19 protein-coding genes are annotated in these 18,831 nt (G+C 38.3%); 16 read left to right on the top strand and 3 right to left on the bottom strand.

What is annotated here, in order from left to right:
- From ME1_RS08045 to ME1_RS00900, 16 genes are all read left to right on the top strand, one after another.
- Window positions 1-276: YadA-like family protein (locus ME1_RS08045; protein WP_004862188.1), on the top strand; the 276-nt coding region annotated here is incomplete at its 5' end.
- 2 nt (window positions 277-278) lie between these two features.
- The gene (locus ME1_RS00970) at window positions 279-869 is read left to right on the top strand and encodes an invasion associated locus B family protein (protein WP_004862186.1); all 591 of its coding nucleotides are present in this window, start codon (window positions 279-281) and stop codon (window positions 867-869) included.
- A 774-nt stretch (window positions 870-1,643) separates the two neighbouring features.
- Window positions 1,644-2,948, top strand: coding sequence for a Ppx/GppA phosphatase family protein (locus ME1_RS00965; protein ID WP_004862184.1), 1,305 nt, complete (start codon window positions 1,644-1,646; stop codon window positions 2,946-2,948).
- Window positions 2,949-2,980: 32 nt separating this feature from the next.
- Window positions 2,981-3,703, top strand: coding sequence for an RlmE family RNA methyltransferase (locus ME1_RS00960; RefSeq protein WP_004862183.1), 723 nt, complete (start codon window positions 2,981-2,983; stop codon window positions 3,701-3,703).
- Between the two features lie 183 nt (window positions 3,704-3,886).
- Entirely contained in the window at window positions 3,887-4,903 is a 1,017-nt protein-coding gene (gene obgE / locus ME1_RS00955; RefSeq protein ID WP_004862181.1) for a GTPase ObgE, read from the top strand.
- A gap of 11 nt (window positions 4,904-4,914) precedes the next feature.
- Complete coding sequence (gene proB / locus ME1_RS00950; RefSeq protein ID WP_004862179.1) at window positions 4,915-6,054, top strand: glutamate 5-kinase; 1,140 nt, start codon at window positions 4,915-4,917, stop codon at window positions 6,052-6,054.
- A gap of 47 nt (window positions 6,055-6,101) precedes the next feature.
- On the top strand, window positions 6,102-7,358 hold the full coding sequence (locus ME1_RS00945; RefSeq protein WP_004862178.1) for a glutamate-5-semialdehyde dehydrogenase: 1,257 nt from the start codon (window positions 6,102-6,104) through the stop codon (window positions 7,356-7,358).
- 29 nt (window positions 7,359-7,387) lie between these two features.
- Window positions 7,388-7,981 (top strand): nicotinate-nucleotide adenylyltransferase, encoded by a 594-nt coding sequence (locus tag ME1_RS00940; RefSeq protein ID WP_004862176.1) that lies wholly within the window; start codon window positions 7,388-7,390, stop codon window positions 7,979-7,981.
- Between the two features lie 42 nt (window positions 7,982-8,023).
- Window positions 8,024-8,467: a ribosome silencing factor gene (gene rsfS, locus ME1_RS00935; protein ID WP_004862175.1), complete on the top strand. Its 444-nt coding sequence runs from the start codon at window positions 8,024-8,026 to the stop codon at window positions 8,465-8,467.
- A gap of 1 nt (window position 8,468) precedes the next feature.
- A complete protein-coding gene (rlmH, locus tag ME1_RS00930; RefSeq protein ID WP_004862172.1) occupies window positions 8,469-8,951 on the top strand; it encodes a 23S rRNA (pseudouridine(1915)-N(3))-methyltransferase RlmH in 483 nt (160 codons plus the stop codon).
- A gap of 96 nt (window positions 8,952-9,047) precedes the next feature.
- Window positions 9,048-10,334, top strand: coding sequence for a murein hydrolase activator EnvC family protein (locus ME1_RS00925; protein WP_035008991.1), 1,287 nt, complete (start codon window positions 9,048-9,050; stop codon window positions 10,332-10,334).
- Window positions 10,324-11,634, top strand: coding sequence for a S41 family peptidase (locus ME1_RS00920; protein ID WP_004862170.1), 1,311 nt, complete (start codon window positions 10,324-10,326; stop codon window positions 11,632-11,634). The genes ME1_RS00925 and ME1_RS00920 overlap by 11 nt, the downstream gene beginning before the upstream one ends.
- A 34-nt stretch (window positions 11,635-11,668) precedes the next feature.
- On the top strand, window positions 11,669-12,187 hold the full coding sequence (locus tag ME1_RS00915) for an RNA pyrophosphohydrolase (RefSeq protein WP_004862168.1): 519 nt from the start codon (window positions 11,669-11,671) through the stop codon (window positions 12,185-12,187).
- Window positions 12,188-12,303: 116 nt separating this feature from the next.
- Window positions 12,304-12,864: an invasion associated locus B family protein gene (locus ME1_RS00910; protein ID WP_035009112.1), complete on the top strand. Its 561-nt coding sequence runs from the start codon at window positions 12,304-12,306 to the stop codon at window positions 12,862-12,864.
- Window positions 12,865-13,212: 348 nt separating this feature from the next.
- A complete protein-coding gene (locus ME1_RS00905) occupies window positions 13,213-13,506 on the top strand; it encodes a YggT family protein (RefSeq protein ID WP_004862164.1) in 294 nt (97 codons plus the stop codon).
- A gap of 24 nt (window positions 13,507-13,530) precedes the next feature.
- Window positions 13,531-13,848 (top strand): DUF167 domain-containing protein, encoded by a 318-nt coding sequence (locus ME1_RS00900; RefSeq protein ID WP_004862163.1) that lies wholly within the window; start codon window positions 13,531-13,533, stop codon window positions 13,846-13,848.
- A gap of 40 nt (window positions 13,849-13,888) precedes the next feature.
- On the opposite strand, the gene ppa is transcribed toward ME1_RS00900, so the two are convergent.
- The 3 genes from ppa to mgtE all read right to left on the bottom strand — a co-directional run bounded on the left by ppa (window position 13,889) and on the right by mgtE (window position 18,662).
- The gene (gene ppa / locus ME1_RS00895) at window positions 13,889-14,419 is read right to left on the bottom strand and encodes an inorganic diphosphatase (RefSeq protein ID WP_004862161.1); all 531 of its coding nucleotides are present in this window, start codon (window positions 14,417-14,419) and stop codon (window positions 13,889-13,891) included.
- Between the two features lie 67 nt (window positions 14,420-14,486).
- Window positions 14,487-16,313, bottom strand: coding sequence for a translational GTPase TypA (gene typA / locus ME1_RS00890; RefSeq protein WP_004862159.1), 1,827 nt, complete (start codon window positions 16,311-16,313; stop codon window positions 14,487-14,489).
- A gap of 972 nt (window positions 16,314-17,285) precedes the next feature.
- Window positions 17,286-18,662, bottom strand: coding sequence for a magnesium transporter (gene mgtE / locus ME1_RS00885; RefSeq protein WP_004862157.1), 1,377 nt, complete (start codon window positions 18,660-18,662; stop codon window positions 17,286-17,288).
- Between the last annotated feature and the right edge of the window lie 169 nt (window positions 18,663-18,831).

Genomic DNA, 18,831 nt, shown 5'->3' with positions numbered 1-18,831 from the left:
ATGAAGTTTGAGACGTTGAGCTATGTTGTTGAGGATGTTCGGAAAGAGGCCAGACAAGCAGCGGCTATTGGCTTGGCGGTATCTAGCTTACGCTACTATGATATACCTGGATCTTTAAGTGTTTCATTTGGTACAGGTACATGGCGTAGTCAATCTGCAATTGCTTTTGGCGCTGGTTATACCTCTGAAGATGGAAATATCCGTTCTAATATATCTGTCACGAGTGCTGGTGGTCATTGGGGAGTAGGCGCAGGGGTTACTTTGAGGCTGAGATAATAATGAAAAAGACTGATATCATTATAAAGAAGCAAAATATTTTTGTAAGTATTCTGTTTGTCCTTGCCTTAATAGGCAAGGGCGAAAGTTTTGCTAATGAGAAAGATAATGTTTATACGGTGCATCCACCACAATTATCTATCCCTAAAGGAGAACCTGGTGAAACACGTCGAATCATTATGCAATTTGATTATTGGACTTTGATTTGTGATGAAAAACAAAAACTTAAGCAAGGTATATGTAATGTAACGCAGACGGTTCATGATCAGGAAGATAATACTATTTTTAGTTGGTCTCTTGTTTCTACCAAAAATGGTCAAGCAGTGATGCTTTTTCGAACATTACCAAATACTGATATAAATGTTCCTATTCGCATGTTTGTGGAGGGTGTTAAAAAGCCTATCCTTATCAACTATACGCAATGTAATGAAACTGTCTGCTTGGCACAATCACCTGTAGGACCAATTTTTAGCAAACAAATAGAACAAAACAAAAAAGTACGTATTTCCTATAAGATTAAAGAAGGAAAGACATTTTCTTTTACTGTGCCATTTAAAGGGTTGAGTGCAGCACTTTATTCGTTACAGCGATAAATTGTATAGAGTGCTTTTAGAAGAGATTATTTTCTCATAAATCATTGCTACAAATCTCAATGACATGCTGCAATGTAGTGAGAGTTTTTATACAAAATAGAGATATCTGATTTAAAAATATAACACGTTTTACAAATGTAAAATCACAAGAAATCATTTCATGTAAGAGAAAAACGAGTTAGAGTTTTTTGCAAGGCTTATGGAGTTCATTACATGAGCCATTAATAATAAAAACTGCTTGAAATAGCTAGTTTAAATAAGAATACGATTCCTTGGAACAAGGGATCGATTGGTTTTATTTTTATAAAAACTTCATATAGATTTTTAGAGTATTCTTATTGCCATCAATAACTCCTGATTGAAGTGCTGGAGTAGTTTTGATGTTGATGGCATAGGAAGCTAGCCATTCTGCAAAATATAATTATAGAGCTATTATTTCGTGAATAAACTGGAAAATTATAATTCAAAAAATTCTTGAGGAGTATAAATTCATCTTTTTACAAGTGAGGTACATTCCATGTCTATGTGAATTATGTAAAGGGATCCTAAGCAAGTTAAAAAATGGGCGCGAATGTCAATGATTATAGCTTTGATCTATGATTTAATGAGAATAACCAAAGGATTATGCAGATATCTGAAAATTGTGATGATAGAAAAAGAGATAATGTTTTCTTGATATTTTTAATTGAATGCTGCATTGTTACTTTAGTTTTAATAATGAAAAGAGCTCTCGCGTTTGTTTATTGGGGAAAAATGCTCAAAGGATAAGAAAAAATGACCCCATTAGATTATGGTTCAAAAGAATCAAAGCAAGAAGGAGCATATGATACCAGAGCAGAAGAATTGTATGATCACTGTGGTAACAATCAAAATGATCATTCTGCATTGTTACAGGCAGGTGGACGCTCTATTCCTATTGATATAAAGCAATATCAACGAAAAAGACATTGCAAACAGAAATGGATTCAAACGAATACAGCTTTTGAATTTCATGGTCAGGCAATTATAGGGGCCCAAAAAACAAAAAAAAACAAAGCGTCTGTTTTTTCAAGGATCTCTCAATTAAAATCTCCACCTCTTTATGCGGCGCTTGATTTGGGGACAAATAATTGTCGTCTTCTTATTGCATCTCCTAGTAAACCAGGACATTTTCGTGTTGTTGATGCTTTTTCACGTATTGTGCGCTTGGGAGAAGGTTTGGTCAAGAATGGTGTTCTTAATACACAAGCAATGGATCGTACGATTGCAGCATTAAAGATTTGTCATTTAAAGCTAAAACAAAGGCGTATTAAGCGCTATCGCTTGGTTGCAACGGAAGCTTGCCGTTCAGCGCAGAATGGTAGACATTTTATTCAACGCGTTTTGGATGAAACTGGCCTTGAATTAGAAATTGTTGATCGGAAAACAGAAGCGCGTTTTGCTGTTTCAGGATGTGGTACACTTGTTGAACCGAATATTGATGCAATTGTGCTTTTTGATATTGGAGGAGGGTCATCGGAAATTGTGCTCCTTGATGTTTCCAGAAAACGTTCTTTACGTTTAACTGAACAGATTAAGGCTTGGACTTCACTTCCTGTTGGTGTTGTTACGCTTGCTGAACGCTTTGGGGGAAATGAGGTTAGTTTAGACGGTTTTGAAAAGATGAAAGGTTATGTACGAAGTTTGTTAAATAATTTTTCAGGACGTCATAAATTAGGGGCTCTAGCTCGAGGCTCAAAGTTTCATCTTTTGGGAACTTCTGGAACGATTACGACTTTAGCAGGAATGCACCTTAATTTAGAGCGTTATGACCGGAGGCAAGTGGATGGCATTTGGATGAATGATGCAGACATTACTCTTATGACAAAACGTTTATTATCATGGGACATAAAAAAACGCGTAACTAATCCTTGCATTGGACGAGAGAGAGCAGATTTAATTTTAGCTGGTTGTGCAATTCTGGACGTTATTCGAGAAGTTTGGCCCAGTCAACGATTACGTGTGGCTGATCGTGGATTGAGAGAAGGAATTTTGATAGAGTTGATGTTACGCGATGGTGTATGGCGTCGACATAGGAAGGAAAAAAGCTTCAAACGCTAACAGTTATCAGAATACGGAGACAATAAATAACGATGAAAAAAACGATAAAAACACCGGCTGGCGGATATGGTGGTTCAGGATCACATGAGTTATATCAACGTGTAAAGAAAAAAGCAGGAACCATTAAAGCGTCATCACGGCGGTGGTTAGAGCGGCATCTGAATGATCCTTATGTCCATCAGTCGAAAGTGGATGGTTATCGTTCGCGTGCGGCCTATAAGTTAATCGAAATTAATGAGCGTTATAAATTTCTCAAGAAAGGCCAAAAGATTATTGATTTAGGAGCGGCGCCAGGGGGGTGGTGTCAGGTTGCTGTGCGTGTAGTAGGATCAAACGATCAAAAACCTAGCGTAGTTGGTATTGATTATTTGCATGTTAATCCGCTGCCTGGAGTTGTGATGTTAAAAATGGACTTTTTGCATGCAGATGCACCGCAGAAATTAATTGATGCTTTAGGGGAAAAGCCGGATGTGGTTCTTTCTGATATGGCCGCTCCAACAACAGGGCACCGTCAGACGGATCATTTAAGAACAGTTTATTTATGTGAAGTGGCTGCGGATTTTGCTCTTTCAGTTCTTAAACCTGGAGGGCATTTTTTAGCAAAAGCCTTTCAAGGTGGAGCAGAGAACACTCTTCTTACGACATTAAAACAGAATTTTAAAACAGTTCATCATGTAAAACCACCTGCAAGTCGATCAGAATCAGTAGAGCTTTATCTTCTAGCACTCGGATTTAAGGGAAAAGCAGAAGTATAATAATAGTTTCTTCTTTTCAAAAAGCAGTAAGTTTATTTGCATGGGTTTGAATGTTAAGAGTATTTTTAAACGACTATTGGCGAGAGTGTTAAGAGTTTTTTTTATTGTCAATAATGAAAAACTGGTAAAACTAATGCATTGCCTATAGAGGTGGAGGGATTGATTCCTCAGTGAGTGTTTCCAATGAAATTTCTTGATCAAGCTAAAGTCTATATTCGTTCTGGTGATGGAGGGGCAGGGGCGGTATCTTTTCGTCGTGAAAAATTCATTGAATTTGGCGGACCTGATGGGGGGAATGGTGGACGTGGTGGTGATGTTTGGGCTGTTGTTGTGGATGGGCTCAACACGTTGATTGATTATCGCTATCAGCAGCATTTTAGAGCAAAAACAGGGGAGCATGGCAAGGGGCGTAACATGTCAGGTGCAAAGGGTGATGATATTATCCTTAAAGTACCGGTTGGCACGCAGATTTTTGAAGAAGATAATGAAACATTAATCTGTGATTTAACGGAAGTAGGACAACGTTATCTTCTTGCAAAAGGAGGCAATGGTGGTTTTGGGAATCTTCATTTTACGACATCTACAAATCGAGCACCACGCCGTGCGAATCCAGGACTTTCAGGAGAAGAGCGCTCACTTTGGCTTCGTTTGAAATTAATTGCTGATGGGGGGCTTGTTGGTTTACCGAATGCTGGGAAGTCAACCTTTTTAGCATCAGTAACGGCTGCAAAGCCAAAAGTTGCAGATTATCCTTTTACGACTCTTCATCCTCATCTTGGTGTTGCACGTATTGATGCTCGTGAATTTGTTTTGGCTGATATTCCTGGTCTGATTGAAGGGACACACGAAGGTGTGGGGATTGGGGACCGTTTTTTAGGTCATGTAGAGCGTTGTCGTGTTTTACTTCATTTAATTTCTGCCCAAGAAGAAGATGTAGCAAAAGCATACCAAATTGTGCGTAAGGAATTAGAGGCATATGGGAATAAACTGAGTGATAAGACTGAAATTATCGCTTTAAGCCAGATAGATACTCTCGCTCTTGAGGAACGTAAAGCAAAACAAGAGGTCTTGCAAAGAGTAACGGGTAAACCTGTTATGATGTTTTCTGCAGTCAGTCGTGAAGGTTTAGAAAATGTGCTCCGTGCTGTTGCGTATGTTATCGAAATGGCGCGTAAAGAGGATAATGGGAGCGAAGAATAGGGTTGATGAAGATGTCCGTTGGATTACAAAAACTTGCGCACTATAAACGCATTGTGATCAAAGTTGGATCTGCTCTTTTGGTTGATTCTCAGACAGGTTTACGTGCCGAATGGCTTAACAGTTTGATAAGTGATATTGCTCAGTTGCATCAAAAAGGCGTTGAGATTTTATTGGTGTCTTCAGGTGCTATTGCTTTAGGAAGGACATTGCTACAGCTTCCTAAGGGGGCTTTGAAATTAGAAGAGAGTCAGGCATGTGCTGCGTTGGGACAAATTGAGTTAGCTAAAACATATGGTGATGCGCTTGCTCAATATGGATTAAAAACGGGTCAAATTTTACTCACTCTCTTCGATACGGAAGAACGGCGACGTTATCTTAATGCACGCGCTACAATTAATGTACTTTTGCGTTTTGGTGCGGTCCCCGTTATTAATGAAAATGATACCGTTGCAACAAGTGAAATTCGCTATGGGGATAATGATCGTTTAGCAGCGCGAGTAGCAACAATGATGGGTTCGGATCTTTTAATACTTTTATCAGATATTGATGGACTTTATACAAAATCTCCCCATCGTGATCCAACGGCTGAATTTATTCCTTTTATTGCTTCAATCACGAGTGATATCGAGAAAATGGCAGATGTGGCTGCTTCAGAACTTTCTCGTGGAGGAATGAAGACCAAGTTAGATGCTGGGAAAATAGCAAATTCCGCTGGAACGGCGATGGTTATTACTTCAGGTAAGCGTATGAATCCTCTTGCGGCGCTTGACAGAGGGGAACGCAGAAGTTTTTTTGCTGCTGGTGAAAAGCCTGTTAACGCTTGGAAAACATGGATTTCTGGTCATTTAGATCCATCTGGTATTTTGACGATTGATCAGGGAGCGGTTAAAGCTCTTGAATCTGGAAAATCCTTATTAGCTGCAGGAGTTGTTGCTGTTGAGGGAAGGTTTAACCGTGGAGATACGGTTGCCATTGTTGATACAAATGGGGTTGAGGTAGCTCGTGGACTTGTGAGTTATGGCAAAGATGAAGTAATACGTATTATGGGTTGTAAAAGCGAAGAAATTGAAACTATCCTTGGATATGAAGCACGTTCTGCTATGGTCCATCGTAATGATATGGTTTTACGCTGTATGACCGATTCTGCTTAAAAAATTATTTTTATTTTGTTTATTATTTTGGCAGACTGGATGATATTATGGTGTTAAAAGAACAAATGCAGGACATGGGGCGAAAAGCACGCTATGCCGCTGCGGCATTAGCTGCTATGTCTTCTGAACAAAAGACCAAAGCATTAGAAATGATAGCTTTGAGTTTAGAAGCGCATTCAACTGAAATCTTACGAGCGAATTGTCAAGATTTAGAGAATGCTGCTCATAATAATTTAAAAGCAGCAATGGTTGATCGGCTTAAATTAGATGAATTGCGTTTGCATGCAATCATAGAGAGTGTGCGTCAAATTGCTGATTTGCCTGATCCCGTTGGACAAGTGATGAGTGAATGGACCCGTCCAAATGGGCTTCATATTAGTCGTGTCCGTACACCTCTTGGTGTCATTGGCATCATTTATGAAAGTCGACCAAATGTTACAATTGATGCAAGTGCTTTATGTTTGAAGGCTGGAAATGCTGCAATTTTACGGGGAGGTTCAGATAGTTTTCATTCTGCTCATGCACTTCATTTGGCGTTGGTGAAGGGATTGGAGGAAGCTGGTTTTCCTAAAGATGCCATTCAAATGGTTGGAACAACAGATCGTGGTGCTGTTGGAGAAATGCTCAAGGGTTTGGATGGTACGATTGATGTTATTATTCCTCGTGGTGGGAAAAGTCTTGTTGCACGCGTTCAGTCTGATGCACGTGTTCCAACTTTTGCGCATTTAGAGGGGCTCTGTCATATTTATATTGATCAATCAGCAGATTTAGATATGGCGCGTAATATTGTTCTAAATGCAAAGTTACGGCGAACAGGTATATGCGGTGCTGTTGAAACAGTTCTTATTGACCGCAAAGCATTAAAAAAGTTTCTTCCTGTTCTGATTGCTTTACAGCAAAAGGGGTGTGAAATTCGTGCAACAGAAGATATTGTTTTTTTTATGCCAGATGCCAAATTAGCTACAGAAGAAGATTGGTCGCACGAATATCTTGATGCCATTCTTTCTGTAAAAACAGTTGAAGGTATTGAGGGAGCTATTGCACATATTCAACGGTACTCATCGGGTCATACAGAATCGATTATTGCTGAAGATATGAGGGTGGTGAAAATGTTTTTTAACCGTTTGGATTCAGCTATTTTGCTTCATAATGCATCTACACAATTTGCTGATGGAGGTGAATTTGGTTTTGGGGCAGAAATTGGTATCGCAACAGGAAAAATGCATGCGCGTGGTCCGATAGGTGTTGAACAACTAACATCATTTCAGTACCATATCAAAGGAAATGGACAGGTCAGACCTTGAAAAATCCATTTTTTCCTTGGAAGAATCGCATGCCCTATGTTGAAAAGTCCAATGTTGTTGGTCTTTTTGGTGGGTCTTTTAATCCACCGCATGCTGGGCATCTTCTTGTTGCAAAGGCCGCAATTCGGCGTTTGTGTCTTGATCAATTATGGTGGATGGTTACTCCAGGAAACCCCTTAAAAGACCGGACACATTTACCTTCCTTAGATGAAAGAATGCGCTTAAGTATTGAACTCATTGATCATCCGAAGATTCGCGTAACGGGTTTTGAACAGGCGATAGGCAGCAAAGTATCAGTAGATACAATTTCTTATATTCTTACACATTATCGCGGAGTCCATTTTGTGTGGGTGATGGGGGCAGATAGTTTTGCAACGATTCATTGTTGGTGTCGATGGCATGATATCATCTCTATGCTTCCTGTTGCGATTGTTGATCGTCCTTTTGCGCATATACCAGCACTTTCTTCTCCTATGGCACAGATTTACCGTTCTTTTCGTTTAGATGAGAGAGAAAGTATACGATTGCCTTTTATGAAACCACCGGCTTGGACTTATTTGCATGGACCTTTGTCTTTTCAATCTTCAACAAACCTTCGTTTAAAGGAGAATGATTTTTCTTGAATATTTTAGAAGATTCTGCTTCTCTTTTTTTTATATTATCAAATGATAAGAAAGGATATTGGTCTGGAAAACGTTGCACAAAAAAGCTCTTACGGTATTGTATCTGCGACAGAAAAAAAAATCTTTTCTGCCAGTGAGGGTCTTGAAATTATTCTCAAGAGTTTAGAGGATATGAAGGCAGAAGATATCATCTCCATTGATATTCAAGGTAAATCATCTTTGGCTGATTACATGGTGATAGCTTCAGCCCACTCACAACGTCATATAACTGCTGTTGCTGACCATTTGTTACGCACTTGGAAAGACAATGGGTATGGTGTTGCAAAGGTAGAAGGGCTTGTGGGAGGTGATTGGGTATTGATTGATACAGGTGATATCATTGTCCATCTTTTTCGTCCAGAAATTCGTCTCTTTTACAATTTAGAAAAAATGTGGCTTGCTCCAGATTTAAACAATACAAAGTCGGTTCTCTTTGGAGATCATTAACATGCAAATTTCTATTTTTGCTGTTGGGCGCATGAAGAAGGGAGCGGAGCAAAAGTTGGTTCACCATTATTTGGATCGTTTTTCTAAAAGTTCTGGAGCTGTGGGATTTCATTTTAAAAAACTACAGGAGATATCAGAAAGTCGTGCTCAGACAGCATGTCAGCGTATGGAAGAAGAGGGGAAAAAGCTTATCGCTTTTTTGCCTGAGAAGTGTCAATTAATCGTGTTGGATGAGCGTGGACAGTCGATTTCCTCATCTGCTTTTGCTGAAAAATTGGGGTTTTATCGTGATGAAGGTGTCCGTGATCTTATCATTGCTTTAGGAGGGCCTGATGGGCATAATGATCAGATAAGAAATCGTGCTGATTTTCTTTTGTCTTTTGGTTTGATGACGTGGCCGCATCAAATTGCGCGCATACTTCTTACAGAACAGCTTTATCGTGCTGTAACAATTGCAAGCAATCATCCATATCATCGTTTTTAATCTTTTTGTGCAATTTTTAGCACCTATTGATATATTTATTAATATTGTTTTAGCGGACATCATTTAAAGCATCGCTAGTTTATGCGATGATGCTGAATGGTTGGGCAAATGAAGAAGCTTCTTCATAAAAAGATGCGACATTTATATGAGGAATGCGTGATATTTGTTGTGCTGTTCTTGAGTATTATGGGCGGATGCTTTTCTGTATCGCATGCTGAAGATACAATAAATAATGTAGAAGCAGCACATAAAGCGTTGATAGAAACTCACCAAAATATTTCACTCTCGCGTGAGCGTGTTATTTTTCTTACGCGTCAAGTTGAGCGTTTAAAAAAAGATCAGCATGCTTTGAGTGATGCACTCATAAAAGCTGCTAAAGCAGAACGTGCAGCAGCAAATGATATTGCTGAAAGAGAAGAAAAACTAAAAAAAATGATAGAACAGCGGGTACAAGTTCATAAAAATTTGAAAAATAGGCGTGCTGAATTTGCTGAAGTACTTGCCATTTTAGAACGCATGGGATTAAATCCACCTCCTGCTCTTTTGTTGCGGCCCGAGGATGTGTTAGCTTCTATACACAGTTCTGTTTTATTAGGGAGTGTTGTATCTCAAATGCAGGAAAAAACGCAGGCTTTAACAGAAAGTCTGAAGGCATTGACCACTTTAACCAATTCAATTGCTGCGGAATACACAGCATTAAAAAAGAATATGCAAAATCAAGCAGAACAGCGAAAGCGTTTAGAACTTTTATTAGATAAAAAAGCACAATTACAAAAAAAGTCAGAAAAAGAACTGACAGAGCAGAAACAAAAAAACATTATTCTTGCTAAAAAAGCACAGTCTTTAGAGGAATTGATTTTAGAGCTTGATCGACAATCAAAGCTTAATTCTGATACATCAATACAGGTAAAGAAAAATTTACAATTATTAGAGCAGTCCAATTTTGAAAGCCGAAAAGGCTCTTTACTTTTACCTGTTTTGGGAAAACGCGTGCAACATGTTCATAATAGTTCGCAGATGACACGCTTTGGTGAGATGATTGAAACAGAAGCATCAGCTATTGTTATATCACCTTCTGATGCTTTTGTTGCTTTTGCTGGACCATTTCGTTCTTATGGACAATTAATTATTCTCAATGTTGGGAGTGGTTATCATATTGTTCTTATTGGAATGTCGAGAATCAATGTTACTCAGGGGCAGTTTGTTCTTGCAGGTGAACCTCTTGGAACGATGGGAATGCAATTTATTGCGAACAGTGTTGCATTGGATATAGGCAAAACTGCTCCAATGCTTTACATTGAGTTTAGAAAACAGGGGAAGCCTGTAAATCCAACTCCTTGGTGGCGTACTGAAAAAACAAGAAGGAACCAAAATGATTCGTAAAGTTATTCTTTTGGTCGCTGGGGTATTTCTCGGCGCCTGTTCAATGATTATGGTGCAGTCTGTTGCTGCCAATAACGAAGGTGATGTGTACAAAGATCTAGCCATATTTGGCGATGTCTTTGAACGCGTACGTATGCAATATGTGACGGTTCCAGATGATAAAAAACTTATTGAAAATGCTATCAATGGGATGCTGACATCGCTTGATCCCCATTCTTCTTACATGAATGCGCAAGAAGCCAAGGAGATGCGAGATTCTACAAAGGGAGAATTCGGGGGGCTTGGTATTGAAGTAACCATGGAAAAGAACTTAATTAAAGTTGTTTCTCCAATGGATGATACACCTGCTTCAAAAGCAGGTATTTTGGCAGGGGATCTCATTTCAAAAATCGATGGTGTACAGACGAATGGTCTAACATTGAATGAAGCTGTTAGTAAGATGCGGGGTGCTCCTGGAACACCAATTACGTTGACAATTATTCGTTCTGGTGTTGATAAGCCACTCGAAATTAAGGTTGTTCGTGATATCATCAAAGTAAAGGCGGTGAAATATCGTGTTGAGGATGATATTGGGTATTTAAGAATTATTCAGTTTTCTGAACAGACTTTTGGCAATCTTCAGGCTGCTATTAAAGATGTTCAGTCGAAAATTCCTCAAGATAAGTTGAAGGGATATGTTCTTGATTTGCGGCTTAATCCTGGTGGTCTTTTAGACCAAGCTGTGAGTGTTTCGAGTGCCTTTCTTGATAAAGGTGAGATTGTATCAACCCGTGGGCGTAAGAAGAGTGATGTGACGAGATTTGATGCTAAGCCGGGGGATATCATCAATGGAAAACCTCTCATTGTGCTCATTAACGGTGGTTCGGCAAGTGCTTCTGAAATTGTTGCAGGTGCTTTACAAGATCATCGTCGTGCTACAATTTTAGGGACGCAGTCTTTTGGTAAAGGATCTGTTCAAACGATTATCCCCTTAGGTGAAAATGGTGCTTTACGTTTAACAACAGCACTTTATTACACGCCGTCTGGTACTTCAATTCAAGGAACTGGGATCACACCTGATATTATTGTAGAGCAGCCGCTCCCTGAAAAATATAAAGGCTATGATGTAAAGATTGGTGAATCTACATTAAAGGGACATATTAAAGGGAAGCGGGAAAACAATAAAGGGTCCGGATCAGCAGCTTTTGTTCCACAGGATCCCAAGGATGATGTACAATTGCATGAAGCTTATAAGTTGTTACGGGGTGAAATGGCACATGCAGCATTTCCACCAGATCCTCATAAAGATATTTTAAAGTAAGGAAGAATATGCGGTTTATGCTGGGGATAATTGGATGAATGATGCAGTGATTAATTTAAAAACTCTTCCTTATCGGAAAGGTGTTGGGATTGTTGTGTTTAATCATGCAAGTAAAGTTTGGGTTGGGCGCCGTTTAATGACGCCCGCTCATGCCGATACTGAGATGTCTCACCGTTGGCAACTTCCTCAAGGAGGGATAGATGAGAATGAAGAGCCATTAGATGCAGCACGTCGTGAACTGTACGAAGAAACGGGCATCCGATCTGTAAAGTTGATTAAGGAAGCAAAGGATTGGTTCCATTATGATTTTCCACAAGAACTTGTTGGGTGTACATTAAACAATAAATATCGCGGACAAATACAAAAATGGTTCGCTTTTCAATTTACAGGTGATCTCTCTGAAATTACAATTAATCCCCCACCAGATGGTAATAAAGCAGAATTTGACCAGTGGAAATGGATTGATTTGGAAACTCTTCCTTCAATTGTTATTTCTTTTAAAAAGTGTGTTTATAGGAGAGTCGTCAACGAATTTCGAGGTAGCCTTAGGTGATTATAAAAGCTATATAATTATAGAAAGCTTTTTTTTATTAAGAATGCTTTATGTTATATCTACTATTAAAAGATAATAAACGTGTTTCTCTTTTATGTAAAGAACTGGAATATAAAATGAAAAAGTTATTTAATTTACTTATAGTCTTTACTCTTTTGAGTATTTCTTCTGTAGCCTTTGCAACAGGTTCAAAGTCTACTGAAACAAAAAATGCAGCGGCTACATTGCCAAATGGCGCTTCTTCTTTGGCTGAAACCTACGGCTTGTGGACTATTAATTGTGGTATACAAGAGGGAAAAAAAGTTTGTTTCATGCACCGCCAAGAGGTAAATGATCAGGGGCGTGTTGTTGTGGCTATGAATGTTATTCTCAATGCTGATGGTGTGGTATCTGGTAATTTAACGGTTCCTTTTGGCATTTTGGTTTCTAAGCCTGTTCGTTTACAAGTCGATGAAGGAAAAGCTGCTATCGAAACCGGTATTCGGACTTGTGTACCAGCAGGTTGCATTGTTCCTATAGTGTTTGATAAAAATCACGTAGCGGCTTTACGTGCTGGAAAGCATTTGAAATTGGCTATGACGATTGCTGCTCCAGGCGAACCACCTTTGAATGATTTGTTCGTTCAACTGAATGGTTTTAGCAATGCTCTTAACCGTTTGACTGCTTTGCAGAAGTAATTGTAAAATATAATAAAGGCGGCCTTTAAAGGCCGTTTTTAGTTTAAATATTTTTTATAACGTGTTTACGGTTAAAAACGTAATTATTGTATAAAGAATGTTCAGAAATTGTTTGAAAATTTTCTGGACCGTTCCCTGTTGCTTTTATTTTGATAAGCTATTCTTTGTTTCTCATATTTGTTTATCAGGTATCATCACTATAATATAGAGGTGAAGAATAGCGATGTTTAGATTTTCCATTCATGGGAAAAAGAACGCTGAAGTATAAAAGCATTATTCGATAAACAGATTTATTTTAATGATAACTCTTACGCTCTTCTGTTTTTTTAATTGAAAGAGGAATAAGGCATGGTTTATGCATTACTTGAAGTGATTGATCTCATTTTCAGTATTTATATTGATGTTTTAATCGCAAGTGTTATTTTTTCTTGGCTTTATGTATTTAATATCATAAATGCACGCAATCGCTTTGTTGTTTTAATAGGAAGATTTCTGCATCAGCTTACGGAGCCAGTTTTAAGCCGTATCCGGCAGTTCTTGCCAAATCTTGGAACAATTGATATTTCGCCTATTGTAGTGTTTATAATTATTTATTTTATTCGTACTTTCATGTGGCGCGCTTATGCAGGCATGTATCTATAAAAATGCGATATGAGATGAATGAAGATGTTTTATCAAGATGACACTCATGGCTTGATTCTATTTGTTCATCTCACTCCAAAGGCTTGTGCTGATCGAATATTGGGGGTTGAGTGTAGGGATGATGGAAAGCAGTATTTGGCTATACGCCTTCGTGCTGTACCTGAAGATGGAAAAGCAAATAAAGCTCTCATTAAATTTTTAGCGAAGCAATGGAAAATTCCATCTTCTTGTATTTCTCTGAAATGTGGCAGCACATCTCGTTACAAGCAGCTTCATTTTTCAACACACTTGGAAGAATTAAAACAGATATGGAAATCCTTAGAAAATAAGACTGCAAAATAAAAGCCTATTTTAAAAAACAGGCTTTATTCTTTGATAAGAGTTATATTTCTTTATTACGCTCAATAGCTTGTTTAATCAGTTCACGCGCAAAATCTTTATCACGCCAACCTTCAATTTTGGCCCATTTTCCAGGCTCAAGATCTTTGTAATGCTCAAAGAAATGTTCAATTTGCTTTAATGTGATTTCAGGAAGATCTGTATAGTTATGAATATTGATATAACGTTTTGTTAATTTTGGAGTAGGGATAGCAATAATTTTTTCATCTTTACCACCATCATCTTCCATAATCAGAGCACCGATGGGGCAAACATTAATAACGCAACCCGGAATAAGTGGACGGGTGTTACAGATAAGAACATCAATAGGATCACCATCATCTGAAAGTGTATGGGGAACAAAGCCGTAATTTCCTGGATAAACCATTGATGTATGAAGAAAACGATCAACAAATAACGCTTCTGATTTTTTGTCCATCTCGTATTTTATTGGTTGACCACCAAGAGAGACTTCTACAATGACATTGATATCTTCTGGTGGATTTTTACCAACGGGGATTTCCTTAATATTCATGTAAATATCCTTTCCGGAGTATGATTAAGCTAGTATAATGGCGTATTTAACTGAGACAGTCACAAAATTAGTTTGAGACTGTGGCGCGTGTTTTTTCAAAACGTTTGCGTTCATTGGGATCGAGATACAATTTGCGTAAACGAATATTTTTAGGGGTCACTTCTACCAGTTCATCATCCTGTATCCATGCTAGAGCTCGTTCTAGTGTCATTTTAAGGGGAGGGGTTAATTTTACGGCTTCATCTTTTCCAGAAGCGCGCATGTTGGTTAACTTCTTTCCCTTTAAAACATTGACTTCTAAGTCATTATCACGTGAATGAATGCCAATAATCATACCTTGATAGACTTTAACACCGGCATCAATTATCATAGGCCCACGGTCTTCAAGATTAAAAAGAGCATACGCGACAGATTCTCCGTTATCATTTGAAATCATAACACCATTGACACGGCCATTAATGTCCCCTTTATAAGGTTCATAAGCATGGAACAGACGATTCATAATGGCTGTACCACGTGTATCAGTTAAAAGCTCGGATTGGTAGCCAATGAGCCCTCGCGTTGGTGCATAAAAAACAAGACGGACACGATTTCCTCCAGAAGGGCGCAATTCAATCATTTCACCTTTACGTTCAGACATTTTTTGCACAACAGTCCCAGAATATTCTTCGTCTACATCGATGACAACTTCTTCGACTGGCTCAAGAGTTGTTCCGTTTTCATCTTTTTGCATAACAACCCGTGGACGCGAAACACTAAGCTCAAATCCTTCACGGCGCATATTTTCAATGAGAACTGCAAGTTGCAATTCTCCTCGTCCTGAAACATAGAAAGAATCTTTATCAGCCGATTCTTCAATTTTAAGAGCTACATTGCCTTCTGCTTCTTTTAACAAACGATCACGGATGACACGGCTTGTTACTTTATCACCTTCCGTTCCTGCAAGGGGGCTATCATTGACGAGAAAGCTCATAGTAACAGTGGGAGGATCAATTGGTTGAGCGGTGAGAGGTTCGTTGACCGTGGGATCACAGAAAGTATCCGCAACGGTACCTTTTTGTAGACCGGCAATTGCTATAATATCACCGGCAACACTTTCTTCAATAGGCTGTCGTTCCAACCCACGAAATGCCAAAATTTTTGAAATACGCCCAGTTTCTAAAAGCTTTCCATCTTGCCCAAGAACCTTGACACTTTGATTGGGCTTTATAGAGCCTGAATGAATACGGCCTGTAATAATTCGCCCAAGAAAAGGATCTGCTTCAAGAATAGTTCCGATCATACGAAATGGTCCTTCTGCTACACTAGGAGAAGGGACATGGCGCGTTACAAGATCAAACAAAGGGCTCAATCCTTGATCTTTTGGTCCTTCAGGGGTTTCTGCCATCCATCCATCACGGCCTGAGCCATAAAGAATAGGAAAATCAAGTTGTTCATCGGTTGCATCAAGAGCAGCAAAAAGGTCAAAAACCTCATTGATAACTTCATCAGCTCGTGCATCAGCACGGTCAATTTTATTGATAGCAACAATTGGGCGTAAACCCACTTTCAATGCTTTTCCAACAACAAATTTTGTTTGCGGCATTGGGCCTTCAGCAGCATCAACAAGTACAATTGCTCCGTCAACCATGTTCAAAATACGTTCAACTTCTCCACCAAAGTCAGCGTGACCTGGTGTATCAACAATGTTAATTCGGGTGTCTTTCCAAACCACAGATGTTACTTTTGCTAGAATTGTAATTCCGCGTTCTTTTTCAATGTCGTTTGAATCCATCATACGCTCACTGGTACGCTGGTTATCGCGAAAGTTCCCTGATTGTTTGAGAAGCTCGTCTACGAGTGTTGTTTTGCCATGGTCAACGTGGGCAATGATGGCGATATTGCGCAATTGCATAAATTTTCTTCTTTTCGTTTAATGAGATTTCATTTGAGGTAACGTCTTTGCGTTCCTTACCTTAACTATTACAAAACCTTTTACATGTTTTTTTATAATTTTGGAAGGGGGGAGAGAAAACAATTAAATCAATTACTGTTTCTTAGAAATAAGGGATTTCATGATTATTGTTTCCATTACATTTTTTGAAGCATTATTCCTGATTTTTATGACCTTTTTACGATCTGCATTTTTGTATAAAAGGTTTTTGATGTTCTGTTGGTTTGAAAAAAGCCCATTTTTTTGAGTATGGGGATATTTCATATGAGTTTTGTACTAGAAAAATGAAGAATGTAATTTTGCTCGTTTATAATAAAATTTCTCTCTAATAACTGTTATCTGTAAATCAATGTTAAAATTCAATGAAGTCATGTATTACAAGATATTGATTTATAATAATAAAGTTATAATTTTTTTTGTAAGTGAGAGTGTTAAATACAAAGAATTGTTTCTCATTTATACCCCTTTTGTTATGAAGCAGAAGAAATCACTTCTTTGCAGCGTACATAGAGAGATTGATGTGTGAATAAAATTCGTTTGAAAAAAGACGGGATATGCTTTCATAAAGAACCACTCTGAATACAAGAGTAATTATAATACTAGAATTTTGCAAATAGAGTGATGATATTTTCTTATACTTATCTCTTCTTACGTTGTATTTGCTCGCATATTTAAACAGTGTATTAAACGATTATGAGATTTTTTCTAAGACTGTTTTATAGATACGCTAAACTCTTTTTTGCCTTTTGATTCGTCATTAAAAAGTGCTCACTTCTTCATAAGAAGAGTATTCTAAATAATAAATTGTGATAGTCTTTAAGGGTCTTATTTAAAGTGTGTGATGCTATTTATGTTTAAAAAAACTTAGTATGTTGCATAGTTATGTCTACAGAGCAGAAATTCTAAGTTGCATGGGATGTGTTTTTTTCCATATTAGAGGAGAGTTCCAGACAGAATAAAAGAGGCAACAGAAAAATAGATCACAATTCCCATAACATCCACCAAAGTTGCTACAAGAGGAGCTGAAGCACTTGCTGGATCAAATCCAAAACGTTTAAGGATAAAGGGAAGCATGGAGCCGGATAAAGAACCAAAAGTGACAATCCCAACTAAAGCTGCACCCACTGTTATGGCAATAAAAATCCAATGCTCACCATAGTTGTAAATACCGAGTTCTTGCCAAAGAGCAATACGCATCATTCCAATAATTCCAAGTAAAAGGCCAAGGGATATTCCTGCTGGAATTTCACGAAGGATAATTTTCCACCAATCTTTAAGTGTGAGTTCACGTAACGCTAAAGCGCGAATAATAAGTGATGTTGCTTGAGAACCAGAGTTTCCTCCCGAACTCATGATAAGAGGAATGAAGAGTGTGAGAGTAATGACTTTTTCAAGTTCTGTTTCGAAATATTGCATAGCGCTTGCTGTGAGCATTTCACCAAGAAAAAGTAATGCGAGCCAACCACCGCGTTTTTTCATCATCCCTAGAAAGTTGATCTGCATATAAGGCTTATCAAGAGCTTCCATACCTCCGAACTTATAAGCATCTTCACTCATTTCATCAACCATTGTATCAAGTACGTCATCGACTGTTACAATACCAATGACATGATTACTATCATCAATAACCGGTACAGAGAGAAGATCATGGCGCTGAAAAAGACGAGCAATATCTTCATGATGTGTAAAGGGAGATATTGTAATGGGTGTGTCATGTGTAGAGACATTGAGAATTTGATCATCAGGTGAGGCAAGGATAAGGTTACGCAGGGAAACAGCTTTAAGAAGAGTGCCTGTTTTAGGGTCAATGACATAGCTTGTATAAACTGTTTCACGTGTTCGTTCAACATCACGAATGTGATCCAATGTTTTTTTTACGGTCCAGTTTGCAGGGACAGCTATAAACTCTGTGGTCATGAGTGCACCTGCTGTATGATCAGGGTAACTCGTAAGTTTTTTCAGTTCGGCGCGCGTTAAAGGCTTGAGCTGTGCATAAAGCTGCTTGCGGGTTTTTTCATCCATTTCCTGAAAGACATCGGCAGCAGCATCAGCAGACATGCCATCAAGAATTTCAACGGAACGCTTCACAGGAAGAAGTTCAAGAATAGCAGCTGGTTGCTCAAGTTCTGGCTTATCAAACAATTCAATGGCATAATCAAGAGGTAAAAGGCTAAGAATAGCTACACGTTCCATGATATCCAGATCATTGATGATATCAATCGAGTCAGCAAAATGATAATTTTTTAATTCTTCGGCGAGAACTTCAGGAGAAGAATTTTTGAAGTCGAAGGTCGTTTTAATTTCAGTCATAACAAAGTACCTTCCGAAGGATTGGAGAATTATAAATTCAGATCATGGATTAGGATAAAACACAAGTTATAGAAGATTTTAAAAAAAGTCCTCCCCGATTGCACTTCTCCAATTGTTAATATTTGAAATAAAGTCAAGGATAGATTGCAGGTTATAAACAATTTCATGA

Source organism: Bartonella vinsonii subsp. arupensis OK-94-513, from assembly GCF_000278235.1.
Lineage (GTDB): Bacteria > Pseudomonadota > Alphaproteobacteria > Rhizobiales > Rhizobiaceae > Bartonella > Bartonella arupensis.
Note: the sequence above shows the minus strand (reverse complement) of the source record. Positions and strands in the feature narration are given on the sequence as shown.